The sequence below is a fragment of the Streptomyces sp. NBC_00846 genome (assembly GCF_045207325.1).
Classification (GTDB): Bacteria; Actinomycetota; Actinomycetes; order Streptomycetales; family Streptomycetaceae; genus Streptomyces.
In genome coordinates this window covers 417,410-431,716 of sequence record NZ_CP108846.1, presented here as the reverse complement: position 1 = coordinate 431,716, position 14,307 = coordinate 417,410, and the positions used below count along the sequence as shown (strand labels likewise).

The window sequence follows — 14,307 nt, the reverse complement described above, 5'->3', positions numbered from 1 at the left end:
CGGGGTCATCCTGCCACGCGGTGTCGCCGGCCGCCGCACTGGGGAGATTCCGTGAGAGCGGTGCGTCCACCGGCCCTCATCCGTGATCCTGGTGACCGCGTATCAGCGCCTTTCCCCACGACCGAGAGAGCGAGTCACTCCAGTGGCACCTGTCACCCAGGCCCCGCAGAGTCCGAGGCCCGCGCTGGAACTGCTGGTCCACGGCGTGGGCGGAGCCACCCCACAGGAGATGCTCGACGATCCGCGGCCGGTCCGGGTCACGGGCGACGCGACCGCCGCCATGTACCGGAGGGCCGGGGACATGGACGCCGAACAGCACCCCGAGCGGTACCACGACCGGCCCATCGCCGAGGCCTACTGCTGGTCCAACCTCACCTCCGGCAACGGCTCCCGCGCCCTGTGGCTGCTGCTGCTCCCGTTCATGGTGGTCAACCTCGCCCACTGGATGCGCCCCACCGCCCGGAGCCGCACCCGCTCGGTGCGCCTGTACGGGGTCCTCGTCCGGCTCGTCGCCCTGAGCCTCACGGTCCTGCTGACCGCGGCGGCCTGCGAGGTCGCGCTCGACCTGACGGCCTGGCAGTGCGCGGGCGTGCCGGACTGCTCGGACCAGCGGTCCTGGCTCGGCTTCCTGTCGACGGCACAGGGCGGCTGGTGGTCCCAGCCGGGCCGACGCCTCGCCCTCGCCGCGCTCGTGCCCACCGCGCTGGTCGGGCTGCTCTGGTTCTTGTCCAACCGGACCTGGAGCGCGTACGAATCGCAACGCCCGCTCACCGGCTCCGGACCGGACGACGCCGACCCGGAGACCGCACCCGATCCGAACACCTCCGCCACCCCGGCCGGGAGCCGCCCGGCTCTCGCCCGGCCCGGGTTCTGGTACGGCCGCCGGCTGGTCGCCCGGCTGCGCGCCGCCCACACCGCCGCCGGATTCCTCACCGTCGCCGCGTCGGTCGCGGGCGCCGCGGGCCGCCATGACCGCGCCGTCACCGGCCCCGTGCCCGGCGTCCTCGGATCGCTGATCGAGGCGGCGCTGGTCCTGGGCGCGCTCGTGGTGCTGTGGGTCGTCTGCCGCCGCGGACGCAGCGAGCGGAGTCTCGACAACGGGCTCGACCGTGCCCTCATCACCTGGCTGCCCGGCAGCGCCCTGGCCCTGCTCGTCCTCGCCGCGGTGTACGCGGCCTGGTCGCGTCCCGCCTGGGTCTCGGCGGGGGCCCTGCCCGGTGACGTCACTTTCAGCATCGTCACCCTCGGCCAGGGAGCGCTCGTCGTCGTCCTCGCCGTGGTGTCACTCGGCCTGTACCGAAAGATCCCCGAACCCCGCACCGTCATGCACGGACTCGGCGGACCGGTGGTCGCCATGCTCGCCTGCGCTCTCGGTGGCGTCATGACCGGCGGGGTCGCCCAGCGTGTCGCCGACTGGCTCGACGGCTCCGGCACCCCGGGCATGGGCCGCGGCGCCCTCATCGAAGGGCCCCCGGTGCTGCTCAGCTGGCAGGCCTCGGTCATCCCCGTGCTCCTGGTGCTGCTGGCGGTCCCCGGCGCCGTGCTGCTCGTACGTACCTGGCTCATCGCGCGCGCCCTGGAGCCCGAGATCGACCGGGAGTACGGGCAGCAGCGGCCGGACCCCGCCCGGACCCGGCAGATCGCCCGGATCCGGGCCACGGCGGCCCTCACCGACTCCGCGCCCTGGATCCTCGGCCCGGTCTCCGGCGCCACGCTGCTGCTCGGTGTGGCGGCGGTCGGCGGGGCCTGGGCGAGCGGTGAGGTGCCCGGCCTGGCGATGAAGGGCAGCGGCCCGTTCATCGAGTCCGTCGCCGCAGCGGCCCAGTCGACCGGCTCCTGGATGATCGGGCTCGGCTTCGTACTCTTCGTCACCTGGGGACGGCGCGCCTACCGCGACGCCTCCGCCCGGCGCACCATCGGCATCCTCTGGGACGTCGGTACGTTCTGGCCGCGCGCCGCCCATCCCTTCGCACCGCCCTGCTACGCCGAGCGCGCCGTCCCCGACCTGGCGTCACGGATGTCCGGCTGGACCGGGCTCACCCATGGCAGGCTCGTCATCTCGGGCCACTCCCAGGGCAGCGTCCTCGCGGCGTCCGCGGTCTGGCAGCTGCCCCCGGAGACCCGGAGCCGGGTCGCTCTGCTCACCTACGGTTCGCCGATCGAGCGGCTGTACGCGCGCTGGTTCCCGGCCTACTTCGGCCCCGGACCGCTGCACGGGCTGCACCGGTCCGTGCACTGCTGGCGCAACCTCTGGCGGGCCACCGACCCGATCGGCGGCCGGGTCCGGCTCGACGACGGACCGGGGCCAGAGGTGGACCGGGGGCCGCTGAAGGACCCGCTGGTCTACGGGCGGGCCCCCGAACATCCGTTGCCGGAACCGGTTCTGGGGCACTCGGACTACCAGGCCGACCCGGTCTTCGCCCAGGAACGGGCCGCACTGCTGGAGCGGCTCGACCCGGCCCTGCCCCGCCAGGCGGGCGGGGAGGAAGCCCCGAAAACCCTGCGGGATCAGGGCAGTTCGGGCAGATCCTCCGGATAGAGCAGGCTGAGGTCGTCCGTGCTCGCATCGGTGAGCTGGGCGACCCGGCCCGCATGCCGCTCCACCATCGACTCGAACGTCTGGCGCGCGGTACGGCCGTTGCCGAACGCAGGGCCCTTGGGAAGTTCCGTGAAGTACTTCAACAGCGCTTCCCCGGTCCCGGAGGCCAGGCTGTACTCGTGCTCCTCGGCCTGCTGCTCGATGATCCGCAGCAGCTCGGCCGGCTCGTAGTCGCTGAAGGTGATGGTCCGTGAGAAACGTGATGCCACACCGGGGTTGATGGTGAGGAATCGCTCCATCTCGTGGGTGTAGCCGGCGACGATGACGACCACCGCGTCCCGGTGGTCCTCCATCAGCTTCACGAGTGTGTCGATCGCCTCCCGGCCGAAGTCCCGGCCGGAGTCCTCGGGCGACAGCGCGTACGCCTCGTCGACGAACAGCACCCCGCCGCGCGCCCGGTCGAACGCCTCCTGGGTGCGGATGGCCGTCGAGCCGATGTGCTCGCCGACCAGGTCGACGCGGGACACCTCGACCAGATGGCCCCGCTCCAGCACCCCGAGCGAGGCGAGGATCTCGCCGTACAGCCGGGCCACAGTGGTCTTACCGGTGCCGGGCGAGCCGGTGAACACGAGATGCCGCCGGACCGACGCGGCCTTGAGCCCGGCCTCCCGGCGCCGACGGCCGACCTCGATCATGTCGGTGAGGGCGCGCACCTCCAGCTTCACGCTGTCCAGGCCCACCAGCGCGTCCAGTTCCCCGAGAACGGCGTCCGACGCGCGCACCGGCTCGGGGGCCGGAGCCTCGGCCGGGGCGGGCTCCGCTGCCCGCTGCCCCGGGATCCCGCCGAGCAGCCCGGGGGCCGACTGGGTCGCCGTCAGCACGGCCGGGGCCGGGGGAGCGGGGGAGCGCAGCGCGCTCTCGTCGCTCGTGCAGTCCTCCACGACGGGCCCCGCTCCCTGCCCGTCGCCGTGGGCGCCGCCCTCGGCGAACTCGTAGCCGCCGCGGGCACACCGCTCGGTACGGCAACGGGTCAGCGTCGTACGGCAGCCGTCCATCACGTGGAAACCGTAACCGTCGCTGCCGGTGACCCGGCAGCTGTGGAAGGTGCCGCGGCCCTCGGCGGAGACATAGAAACCGGCCTCGGTGGGCGAGGTGACCGTGCAGCGCTCGATCGTCGGGTCGGCGCCCTTGGTGACGATCACTCCGGTCTGCGCGGTGTCGATGGTGCAGTTGTTCAACGTGCCGCCGCTGCCGTGGTCGCGGAACCAGGCGCCGGTGGACGCTTCGCGGATGCGGCAGTCGTCGAGCTGGGCGGTCGCCCCGTCGCTCACCGACACCGCGGTATTGCGGACCTGGGAGAGATCGCTGTCGACCACGTCGGCGCGCGAGCCCCGGTCGAGCACGAAAATGGCGTCCGGCACGTCGTGGACCCGGCAGGAGTCCAATATCACCGTCGCCCCGTCGCTCACCCAGACGGCCGGGTAGTCGCCCGTACTGTCATGTATCTCGCACTGGTTGGCATCGACCCGGGTGCCGGGATCCCAGACCGAAAGACCGTTGCGGCCGAACCGGCGCACCGTGGAGCGGGTCAGCGTGAGGACCGAACGAGAGCGCAGATCCACCGCGTTCTCCGGGATGTCGTGGATGTCGCAGTCGGCCAGCGTCAGGACGGCGTCGGTGTCGAGCGTGACGCCGTCCGCCGAAGTGCGGTGCACCGTGCACTCGGTGAGGTGGGCGGCCGCACGAGCGGTGACCTGGACCCCGCTGCCCTTGATCTCGTACACCTCGCAGCCGACGGCCTCCAGACCGCTGCCCTCGCCGGTGACGCTGAGCCCCGCGCCCGACGCGTGGTGGATCCGGCAGCGTTCCAGCCGCGGATGCGCACCGTCGCGCACCGAGACGCCGGACTGGCCGGCCGAGACGACCTCGCACTGCTCGAACACGCCGCCCGCACCGTCGAGTACGGCGATGCCGACGCCGGCCGGGTTGTCGACCGTGCAACGGCGCACGGTGGGCCGGGCCGTACCGCGCACCTCGATCCCCGCGGCGGAGCGGGTCACTATCCGCAGATCCGCGAGCTCCGGTGCGCCGTCCTCGACGAGCAGCGCCGGGGCCGTCGAGTCCTGGCCCTCCACATGCAGGTCCAAGACGACGGCGGAGGCGCGGACCGTCAGCGGCACGCCGTCGATGGGCGCGATCCGTACGGAGCCGGCCGAGCCCTCGGGGCCGCGCAATGTCACCGCCCGGTGCAGGACCAGATTCTCCCGGTAGGTGCCGGGCGCGATGGTGAGGACATCCCCGTCCGCCGCGGCCTCCAGGGCTGCGGTGAGGGAGGCGTATTCGCCTGTGCGGCGCCGCCACCGCGATGTGCCGGTGTGCGTCACCTGGACCGTGCCCTGTGCCATGGCGCTGTTGTGCCCCCACCTCGTGCGTGTGTGATGCCCGGGTCCACCGGCCTTCCGGCCACGACGAAACCCGGGTCCGCCCGCCGAGGAAGCGGGCGGGCCGGTCCACCGTAGCGCGCGCGGCGGGCGGGAGTTGACCCGATCCCGGCTGATCAGCTGCCGGTCCCGGTCCTGCCCCAGTCAGGACCGGCCTCGGCCCAGTCCCGGTCGATCCTGATGTACCGCCCCCGCATCATGCGCCAGACGATCAGGCGGCGGCAGCCCTCGATCAGCGCGACGGCGAGCAGCATCGCCCCGAACCCGGCCAGCGCCGCCTGGGTACGGGCCGTCTGCGCGTCCATGGGGCGCGGCGCGGGGTGGCCGTCGAGGTCCGTCCAGATCTTCACCTCGGTGCCCGGCCCGGGCTGCCGGGAGAGGGTGGTCACCGTACCGCGGCGGTCGGTGCCGTCCGGAGCCTTCCAGCGTGCCACCACCCGGGTCTGCGGGGTGCGCTCCGAGGACACCTCGGGATCGGTGACGAAGTGCGGCGCTTGCGGCGCCCGGCGCAGCACGACCGCGGTCGTGGCATGGCGTTGGGCCCGCTGGGTCCGTACCGACTTCTGCAGGGCGTCATCGGTGAACGATCCGCACCGCCAGCCCAGCGCCGGCGCCGCCAGCACCATGAGAATCAGCGCGACCAATGCCACCCACGCCTCGCGCCGGTCAGTGGCGCGGCGCAGGGGATTGTGCCGCCAACGCCACATGCCCGTAAGCGCTCGCACAGTCCCGCACCCCCTTCCGTATCCGTCTTAACCCGATACGGCGTGCTTCGCGCACTGGAGCGGCGAAGAGAGAGGAACGTCACCCCCGGACAACGCATGGACCGACCCCGTGAGTTCCCCGCCCACCGAAGGAGACTGACGGCCCGTCCGGGGCGCGCGAGCGACCTGAAGGGTTGTACGGGCCGGCCGAAGAGGGCGGCACGGCGCGCGAGGGCGGCACGGAGTCACGACGGGCGGCACCCGGCCCGGTGCGGGAACGTCGAGGCCGCCGACGAGTCCCCACGGCTCGACGGCGACCTCGGTACGACCGTGTGCGACTTCCCCGGCTCAGTACCCCCGGCCCTGGTGCGGGCGGTTGTACGGGTCCTCGTACGGAGAGGGCGCGGGGGCGGGGCGCGGCGACGCCGGACGCATCGCCTCGTACCCGGTGCCCGGCGCGGGCCGTTGCTGCTGCGGCGCGTAGGGCGCCGCCTGGTATCCGCCGCGGGTCGCGGTCGGCTGCTGCGGGATGTACGGCGCCGGGGCCTGCTGCAACTGCGGGGGCTGCACCGGCGCGTAACCCTGCTGGGGCGGCTGCTGGTAGCCGTACGACGGGCCGGGCTGGGAAGGTGCCGCGGGAAGAGCCGGCAGGGCCGCCGGGAGAGCCGGCAGGTAGCTGTTGCCGGTGTCATAGGCGGCAGGCACTCGGATCGGGGCGATCTGAGGGGTGCCCCGCTCCGCGACCAGGGAGTCGTAGATCGGGGTGTCGGGGAACGACGGTGCGGCGTAGTAGCCGCCGCCGTAGGTGGAGCGGGGGGAGGTCATGACACCTAAGTTAAGCCCACGATGTGCTGGTTGGGGAGCCCTAATCTTGGGGTCATCCGTTTTAGGCCGGTTCTGTCCGCCTGACCTGCCAAAACACCGTTGAGGCTTCCGTTTACAGCAGGGGCTTTTCCGTCGGAGGGCGCCCTGGCTGAGGACCTCGGTGCCGTGCCGGCGGATCCCGGCGGCTGCTTCGCGGACCAGGAGGCCGGCCGGGCCCTGACCGTGGAGGCGGCCCGGGCCTTCGACTCCGGCAGCATCCCACGGCATCGCATCGCAGCGGCCAAGCCGTTCTGTTCCGAGATGGCGGGCCGGGTGGCGGACCGTTGCGTCCAGTTGCTCGGCGGCGAGCCGGGACAGCTGGAACACTTTCTGGCTGTGGTGGACCACGGCGGTCCGGGGCGCGCGGCGGAGCGGCTCCACCTGTCGCAAATCCACCCAGGTCACCGCGCAGTTTGTCGGATTCAAGAGTGAACCCCGGTTCGGCCTGCCCGTCCGCCACCGCCGCAACGATCTCTTGCCGGGAACCTGCCTCGCTGCTGTCGAGGCGGACCACGGGGTACTTGCGGGTGAATCCCCCGCCCAGGAGGCCACCGCCTCAGCTGACGTGTCCGGTGTGCACATCACGGTGAGGACGCCGCCCCCGGCCTCATGGGCGCTGCACATCGCGTCGTGGACGGCGACCGCGTCGTCGAGCACCCGCCGCGCCGGCGGGACCAGCTCCCAGCCCGCCGAGGCGGGTACGAGGCGGCGGGTGGTGCGATGGAACAGGGAGACCCTCACCTCACGTTCCAGGGCACGGATCGAGCCGGAGACCTGCCGCTCGTGCGCCGCCAGGTCACCCGGAACGAGGGCGACGCGGTGCAGCGGGGGCTGGTCGCGCACGGTGTCGAAGTGGTGACCGGGGCGACCGTGTCCAGTCGGGCCGCGCAGCCGGCGTTCTTGCTCAAGTTCGGGGTTCCAGGCTTTCTCGCCTTTGCGGATGTGTGCGACGGCTCCGGACGCCGGCGCATGCGTCGTCGAGACCGACCCGCTGATCGAGTCGCCCCGGAGCGGTGCACCGCTCCGGGGCGACTCGATCAGCCAGGGGGGCGACACCCGCCGGGTGGAGCCGGGCTCTCGTCCGGGAGTACACGGTCCGCTCGGCGACGCGCGGTTGCCTGCGTCGGTCTGCGCCCGGCCTCCTGCGGCAGAACCCCTGGCCCGTGGTTCCGGCGGAATGACGCTACGTCAGAGGACCGGGAAGCTGTTCCAGGGGCGGACGGATTCGATCGCTGCCGCGGCACGGAAGACCGTGGCGTCGTCGTAGGTGCGTCCGACGACCTGTACTCCCGTCGGCACTCCGGTCGAGGCGAAACCGGACGGCACGCTCAGCACCGGGCAGCGGCTGGCTATGTTGAACGCTGTGGTCATCGCCGATTCCAGATAGAAGTCCAGTTCGACACCGTTGATCACAACCTTGGTCGACAGGTAGTCGTCGTCCGCCCTGAGCGCGGGGATTGCGGTCGTCGGGCACAGCAGGACGTCGTAGCGGTCCAGCAGGGTGCCGAGCGTCGTCTGCACCGCGGCCTCGGCCTCAAGGCCCTGCAGGAAGCTGCCGGGCTCGCGGACGGCCTCGGCAGCCCGCTGGGCGAAGTCGAGTGCGTACGTGGTGAGTCGGTCGCCGTGCTCGGCAGCAACCGATGCAATGTACGGGCCGAAGATCGAACCGAAGTGGATCATCGCTGCCCGCATCACGTCCGCCCGCATGATGGGGACCTCTACCTCCTCGACGACGGCCCCGGCGGTGCGCAGTGCCTCCGCGACCGCGCGGGTGTTGGCCTCGACCTCGAGATCGACCGGCCAGTCCCCGAGGGTGACCGAAAGCGCCACCCGCAGGCCTTTGACGCCCTCGAACCGCTCGGGCAGGACGAGTTCAGGCCGCAGCGAGACCGCGTCCAACGGGTGGGGCCCCGCGATGACGTTCTCCAGCAGGGCGCAGTCGCCGACGGTGCGCGCCATCGGGCCGTCGTGGCAGTACGTGTCGAGGTTGAACGGCGTCATCGCCGGCACGCGCCCGTACGGCGGCTTGTAGCCGACCGTGCCCGTGCACGAAGCGGGGATGCGGATCGAGCCGCCGATGTCGGAGCCGGTTGCGAGCGTCGTTTCACCCGCCGCGAGCGCGGCGCCTGCGCCGCCGGAGGAGCCGCCCGGACTGAACTCGAGGTTCCACGGGTTGCGGGTGACGCCCCACAGCCGGGACTGTGTGTACCCCGCGCAGCTGAACTCCGGGGTTGTGGTCCGTGCATGCACGATGCCACCGGCAGCCCGGACCCGCTCGATCACCGGGTGCGTCTGCTCGGCGATCTCGTCCTGGAACGCCAGGGAGCCGTCTGTGCTTCGGCGGCCCGCGATGGGCTGCTCCTCCTTCGTCGCGACCGCGAGACCCTCCAGGGCGCGAGGTGCCTCGCCCTTGCCGCCGTACCGCGCTTCGGCCACGCGGGCGGCGGCGAGCGCCTCCTCGAAGGTCCGCTCGGCAAGGGCGTTGATCTTCGGTTCGACGGCTTCGGCACGCGCGATGACCGCGGTCATCAGCTCGACCGGTGAGAGGGAGCGGTCGCGGAATCGGCGCAGGGCCTCGGTCGCCGGCAGATAGGCAATGTCGGTGAGGTCGGTCATGTGGTGGTCCTTTGCGTTGAATCGGAGGAGTCGGGTGAGTGCGCGGGAGCATGCGCGGACGTGGGGCCGGATCCCGTCCGGGGCCGCGGCCCCGGAGTCCGGTGGTGGGTGTTGGGATGTCGGGGACTGGTCACGGGGGCATGGTGGGACGGGGGGTTCGGCGATGAAGACCGGATCGGCCTTCGCCTTGGGAGGTGTTCCTGATGGGGCGGCGGTCCGCGAGCGGGATGCTGGAGGGAACGAGGTGCCGCGGTCCGTGCCGCGCGTCGGCAGGGTGCCGGTCAGAGGGCGCCTACCGGTTCGCTGTCGGCGGCGTCACGGGTATCGGTGAAATAGGACGACCGGTGGTGCCAGCGGGCCCACGCGGCGGCCAGCAGGCCGGAGCCGATCATCAGGACCGGGACGAGCAGTGCGAACCAGCCGTTGTCGGCGGAGACTTCGAAGTGGTCGGTGGAGCGATAGAACGTCCAGGTGAGGTAGCCGCCGGTGGCGAGCAGCGCGAGCGCGCCCAGCACCGGTCCGACGACCGCGCGCAGGCCCTCCAGCGGTGATGTGCGGAGCAAGTGGCGGAAGCACACCGCGGCGGCCGCGGCGGTGAGGGCGTAGTAGAGGGCGACGACGATTCCGATCGCGTTCACGGCGGCGAAGATCAAGTCGTTGACGGTGGGGATGACCAGCGCCATCGCGGCGAGGACCAGGGCGATCGCGGTGATCAGCATGGTGCCGACGGCGGGGGTCCCGTGCTTGGGGTGCAGGCGTGTCCAGACGGGGCCGAGGACACCGTCGCGGCCCATCGCGTACATCCCTCGGGCGGTGGGGATGACCGAAGCCTGGAGCGACGCCACCGCGGAGAACATGAGGGCGATGAGCGGCAGTGCGGCCAACGGTTGCTCGGCGAGCTTCGTACCGAAGTAGGCGAGCCCTTGCGCGCCGTTGTCCGCCAACTCGTCCAGCGGCAGGACCCGTTGGAAGGCGGTGCCGGCGAGCAGGAAGAGGAGGAGCATGACGGTCAGGGCGATGAACCCGCCGCGGGAGGCGTCCCGCGGGTCACTGACCTCTTCACCGACGCTGAAGACCGACTCGAAGCCCCAGTAGCAGAAGACCGCGAGCACCATGCCCTGGGCGAGGGCCGCGGCCGAGGGGATGTCGAAGGGGTTGTACCACTGGAGCGAGAAGGGCTGGTCCCCGGCGAACAGGCCATAGCCGCAGAACGCGAGCAGCACGCCGTACTCGAAGATCAGCAGGTACTTCTGGAGACGCGCAGCCAGATCGAGCCCGCGAACGGCGACCAGCGCGGCAGCGACCAGGACGGCCATGCCGAGAAGAGTGGACTGGAGGGTGGAGTCCGGATCGAGGGAGAGGCCGCCGACACTGTGGAGGTTGGCCTGGCCCAGGAGCTGGATGATCGCCGAGCCCGTCACCGTGGTGGTGTAGGCCATGAACACGATGGTGCCGACGACATTGACCCATCCGACCAGGAAGCCCAGCCAGGGACTGAAGACGCGGCCGACCCACTTGTAACTGCTGCCCGCGTTGGGTGCGACGCGGTTGAGGCGCCCGTATCCGCCGGCTATGCCGAGCACGGGCAGGAAGGCCAGCAGCATGATCGCCGGCAGGTGCAGGCCGACGATGCTCGCCATCAGGCCGAGTCCGATGCCGATACTGCTGGTGGCCGCTGTGCTCGACGCGGCGAGGACGATGCCGTCGACGACGCTGATGGATTTCCGCATTGCTGTCGGCGGTTCCTGGGCGCTTCTTCTCGGCGCGGTGCTTGTGTTCTTCACTGGTACCGCCAACGGTCGTCGCCTTGCTTCGGGGGGGAAGGTGGCCCAAGGGGCCGGATGGCAGGCCATGAAACCGTTGTCCCCTTCACACGTCAATGGCGTTGTCATAAGCTCCGCACCATGAATGAGCGTGTGGTTCCGGAGCCGCAGCGGCGGCGCAGAAGGCCGACGAAGCAGGGCACGGTGCTGTCCGAGCAGGTCATCGTGGAGACGGCCCTTCGGTTGGTCGGCCAGCATGGAGCGGACGCTCTGACGGTCCGGCGGCTGGGGGCCGCGCTGGGGGCCGACCCCAGCGCGCTCTACCGGTACTTCCGCAACACCGACGACCTGCTGCTGGCGATCGCCGACGAGCTCATCGGCCGTGCCCGGCGGGGCTGGCAGCCGGTCGGAGAATGGCGTACCGACCTGCGCGAGCTGGGTCTGCGCGTCCACGCCTCCTACCAGGCGCACCCACAGGCTGCTCTGTTGGCGGCGCACCGGACGACGGGGCGGAACAACGAGACGCGGGCCGTGGAGACGATCCTCGGGTTGCTGCGGTCGGCGGGTTTCCAAGACCGGGATGCGGTGCGGATCTATCACGCCTTCGTGGACCAGGCGCTCGCCTTCGCGGCCCTGGACGCCGCGGCACTCGCCCTTCCGGCTACCGCGCAGGCGGCCGATCTCCAGGTATGGCAGGACCGCTACGGCCGCCTGGATGCGAACGACTACCCCCACATCGCCGCCACCGTAAGCCTGTTGGCCGCCGACATGATGCTCAGCGGCTATCCGTTCGCGCTGGAGTTGCTGCTCGACGCCGTTGAAGCGAAGTTGCCCGGGGCGGTCGGCTGAGTCCGGACCGGGCGCTTTCGCGCCACGCCCCGCCGGGACGCGGATCAGGTCGATCGCAGCATGCCCTGGCCGCGTCGCGGCCTGGGTCCGGGTGAGACGCAGTGGGCTTATGTCAACACCGTTGACATCAATCTCGGGCTGGAGTCTGATGGCAGGACCCATTGGCCCAGCCGCACCACGCACCACCCGAGGAGTCCTTCATGGATCCCGTCCACGCACTCCGGGATGCCAGCCCCACCCCGTTCTGGCTGGATGACCCCGGCCGCCCGCAGGCCACATCGGCCCTGGTCGCCGACACCAGCTGCGATCTGCTCGTGGTGGGCGGTGGCTACTCCGGCCTGTGGACCGCTCTGATCGCCAAGGAGCGCGACCCCTCCCGTGACGTCGTCCTGATCGAAGGCGAGGAAATCGGCTGGGCCGCGTCCGGGCGCAACGGCGGCTTCTGCGAATCCAGCCTCACTCACGGTCTGGGCAACGGCCTTGATCGCTGGCCCGACGAGCTCTCCGAGCTGGAACGGCTCGGTATCCAGAACCTCCAGGCGATCGAGGACACGATCAAGCGTTACGACATCGACTGCGACTGGGAGCGCACCGGCTCCCTCAACGTGGCGACCGAGCCGTACCAGGTCGATGAATTGCACGAGTTGGCCGCGCTTGCCGCCCGCTACGGCTCCGAGCAGACAGTGCTCGACGCCGACCAGGTCCGTGCCGAGATCAACTCACCGACCTTCCTGGGCGCGCTCTGGGACGAGGAGGGTACGGCGATGCTCAACCCCGCACGTCTCGCATGGGGCCTCAAGCAGGCGTGTCTGGACATCGGCGTACGCATCCACGAGCGCACCCGGGCAACGGCCATCGCGGAGGCCGACCCGGGGATCACGGTGCGGACCCCGTACGGACGCATCCTGGCGAACCGGGTCGCTCTCGCGACCAACGCCTTCCCCTCCCTGGTCAAGCGGCACCGCCTCTACACCGTCCCCGTGTACGACTACGCGCTGATGACGGAGCCACTGACGGACGAACAGCTCGCCTCTGTCGGCTGGCACAACCGGCAGGGATTCTCCGACGTCGCCAACCAGTTCCACTACGTGCGGCTCTCCGCCGACAACCGCATTCTGTGGGGCGGTTACGACGCCGTGTACCACTACCGGGGGCGGGTGCGTGCTGAGCACGACCAGCGGCCGGAGACCTTCGCCACCCTGGCCCGACACTTCTTCCGGACCTTTCCCCAACTGGAAGGACTGCGCTTCACCCATGCCTGGGGCGGAGCAATCGACACCTGCAGCCGTTTCTCCGCGTTCTTCGACACCACCCACCGGGGCAGGGTCGCCTTCGCGGCCGGATTCACCGGCCTCGGCGTGGGTGCGACCCGCTTCGGTGCCGAGGTGATGCTCGACCTCTTGGCCGGCGAGCGCACGGAGCGGACCCGACTGGAGATGGTGCGGCGCAAGCCCCTTCCCTTTCCGCCGGAACCGCTCCGATGGGCGGGAATCCAGGCCACCACGTGGTCCCTCGCCCGCGCGGACGAGAACTTCGGGCGCCGTAACCTCTGGCTCAAGACCCTCGACCGGCTCGGCCTCGGGTTCGGGAGCTGATGCCCAGTCATCGGGGCAAGGCTCCTCGCCGGGCGTAAGGGCCGCGATACGAGCTCGGGCCTCGGCGAGCAGGTCCGGGACACCGACTCGGTCCTGCGACACAGAAGGGCGTCCGGGGTCTTCCCCTTGGCCCAGGCGCCGGTGAAGGCGACACCCGCCAGATACCCATCGGTGCGGCACCGGCCCTTGAAGTTGCCCAGGGCGAACTCGCCGCCCGGCTCCCCGGCAGGCCGGTTGTCTCCACTGTCGAACCAGGCGGTCCGACCGCTCATCCCGAGCGTGCGGCCTGCGGGGGAGCACGGGACAGCAGACACCCCCTGACCCCGGACGCCGTACCCGGACATGAACTCGTTCACTCCGCGCTGGTACTTGGTGTATCCGCCGGCCCAGTCGCCCTGCCGGACATGGCGTTCGTCGCGCACCACGGTGGACTGCGCACCGGCAGGGACGGTCAGGGAAGCCCCGGCGTCGGACACAGGCCCCGACCTTCCCTGTGGGCCAGACCGGCAAGACGCCGGCCGTCGGGGCACATCCCCTTACGGGCTCCCGGATCCCAGTCTCCCCGGGCGCGTGTCCGGAGTGACTGGACCGCGTCCGCGTGACCGAGGTTGAGCATGTCCCACGTATCGACGGCCGCGACCGGGCCGTTCTTCTGCGCCGCGCCGACGAGACGGCTCCAGTCGGCCGCGCGCCAGTCACTGCCTCCGAGAATCCCCGACCGGCGACCCTGCGCGTCGTAGTTCAGGATCGACCAGGTGCCGTGTCCGGCCGGTATGCGGGTCGTGGGCGACGCGCCTGTGGAAGCAGCCGCCGTGGCAGCTCCGAGTGCACCGAGGAGCAGCGCCCCTGACAGCAGCGCCGGGAACAGGGTTCGTCCCACTGCGTCCTCCAGTGGACAAGGAACGGATAGGAGGGGACGGTGCTGCTTGCAGGCTG

10 protein-coding genes are annotated in these 14,307 nt (G+C 71.1%); 4 read left to right on the top strand and 6 right to left on the bottom strand.

Annotated features, from left to right (window positions below; genetic code table 11):
• Positions 1–229: 229 nt before the first annotated feature.
• Positions 230–2,539, top strand: coding sequence for a hypothetical protein (locus tag OG936_RS02000; RefSeq protein ID WP_406500297.1), 2,310 nt, complete (start codon positions 230–232; stop codon positions 2,537–2,539).
• On the opposite strand, the gene OG936_RS01995 is transcribed toward OG936_RS02000, so the two are convergent.
• From OG936_RS01995 to OG936_RS01985, 3 genes are all read right to left on the bottom strand, one after another.
• On the bottom strand, positions 2,509–4,944 hold the full coding sequence (locus OG936_RS01995) for a right-handed parallel beta-helix repeat-containing protein (protein ID WP_406492096.1): 2,436 nt from the start codon (positions 4,942–4,944) through the stop codon (positions 2,509–2,511). The genes OG936_RS02000 and OG936_RS01995 overlap by 31 nt on opposite strands.
• A gap of 152 nt (positions 4,945–5,096) precedes the next feature.
• Positions 5,097–5,687, bottom strand: a complete 591-nt coding sequence (locus OG936_RS01990) for a hypothetical protein (RefSeq protein ID WP_406500296.1) — start codon at positions 5,685–5,687, stop codon at positions 5,097–5,099.
• A 345-nt stretch (positions 5,688–6,032) separates the two neighbouring features.
• Complete coding sequence (locus tag OG936_RS01985) at positions 6,033–6,509, bottom strand: DUF6643 family protein (RefSeq protein ID WP_383759139.1); 477 nt, start codon at positions 6,507–6,509, stop codon at positions 6,033–6,035.
• A 165-nt stretch (positions 6,510–6,674) separates the two neighbouring features.
• Between OG936_RS01985 and OG936_RS01980 the strand changes: the two genes are divergently transcribed.
• On the top strand, positions 6,675–6,980 hold the full coding sequence (locus tag OG936_RS01980) for an acyl-CoA dehydrogenase family protein (protein WP_406492095.1): 306 nt from the start codon (positions 6,675–6,677) through the stop codon (positions 6,978–6,980).
• Positions 6,981–7,736: 756 nt separating this feature from the next.
• Here OG936_RS01980 and OG936_RS01975 read toward each other — a convergent pair.
• On the bottom strand, positions 7,737–9,164 hold the full coding sequence (locus OG936_RS01975; RefSeq protein WP_406492094.1) for an amidase: 1,428 nt from the start codon (positions 9,162–9,164) through the stop codon (positions 7,737–7,739).
• Positions 9,165–9,445: 281 nt separating this feature from the next.
• Positions 9,446–10,894 (bottom strand): APC family permease, encoded by a 1,449-nt coding sequence (locus OG936_RS01970; RefSeq protein WP_406492092.1) that lies wholly within the window; start codon positions 10,892–10,894, stop codon positions 9,446–9,448.
• 174 nt (positions 10,895–11,068) lie between these two features.
• On the opposite strand from OG936_RS01970, the gene OG936_RS01965 reads away from it, so the two are divergent.
• On the top strand, positions 11,069–11,776 hold the full coding sequence (locus tag OG936_RS01965) for a TetR/AcrR family transcriptional regulator (RefSeq protein ID WP_406492090.1): 708 nt from the start codon (positions 11,069–11,071) through the stop codon (positions 11,774–11,776).
• Positions 11,777–11,976: 200 nt separating this feature from the next.
• Positions 11,977–13,371, top strand: coding sequence for an NAD(P)/FAD-dependent oxidoreductase (locus tag OG936_RS01960; protein ID WP_406492088.1), 1,395 nt, complete (start codon positions 11,977–11,979; stop codon positions 13,369–13,371).
• A gap of 451 nt (positions 13,372–13,822) precedes the next feature.
• Here the strand turns inward: OG936_RS01960 and OG936_RS01955 are convergent, their stop codons facing one another.
• Positions 13,823–14,251, bottom strand: coding sequence for a hypothetical protein (locus OG936_RS01955; RefSeq protein WP_406492086.1), 429 nt, complete (start codon positions 14,249–14,251; stop codon positions 13,823–13,825).
• Between the last annotated feature and the right edge of the window lie 56 nt (positions 14,252–14,307).

Excerpts from the sequence above, each read along its gene's own strand:
- OG936_RS02000 (WP_406500297.1), top strand. The coding sequence starts at position 230 with ATGCTCGACGATCCGCGGCCGGTCCGGGTCACGGGCGACGCGACCGCC.
- OG936_RS01995 (WP_406492096.1), bottom strand. The coding sequence starts at position 4,944 with ATGGCACAGGGCACGGTCCAGGTGACGCACACCGGCACATCGCGGTGG.
- OG936_RS01990 (WP_406500296.1), bottom strand. The coding sequence starts at position 5,687 with ATGTGGCGTTGGCGGCACAATCCCCTGCGCCGCGCCACTGACCGGCGC.
- OG936_RS01985 (WP_383759139.1), bottom strand. The coding sequence starts at position 6,509 with ATGACCTCCCCCCGCTCCACCTACGGCGGCGGCTACTACGCCGCACCG.
- OG936_RS01975 (WP_406492094.1), bottom strand. The coding sequence starts at position 9,164 with ATGACCGACCTCACCGACATTGCCTATCTGCCGGCGACCGAGGCCCTG.
- OG936_RS01970 (WP_406492092.1), bottom strand. The coding sequence starts at position 10,894 with ATGCGGAAATCCATCAGCGTCGTCGACGGCATCGTCCTCGCCGCGTCG.
- OG936_RS01965 (WP_406492090.1), top strand. The coding sequence starts at position 11,069 with ATGAATGAGCGTGTGGTTCCGGAGCCGCAGCGGCGGCGCAGAAGGCCG.
- OG936_RS01960 (WP_406492088.1), top strand. The coding sequence starts at position 11,977 with ATGGATCCCGTCCACGCACTCCGGGATGCCAGCCCCACCCCGTTCTGG.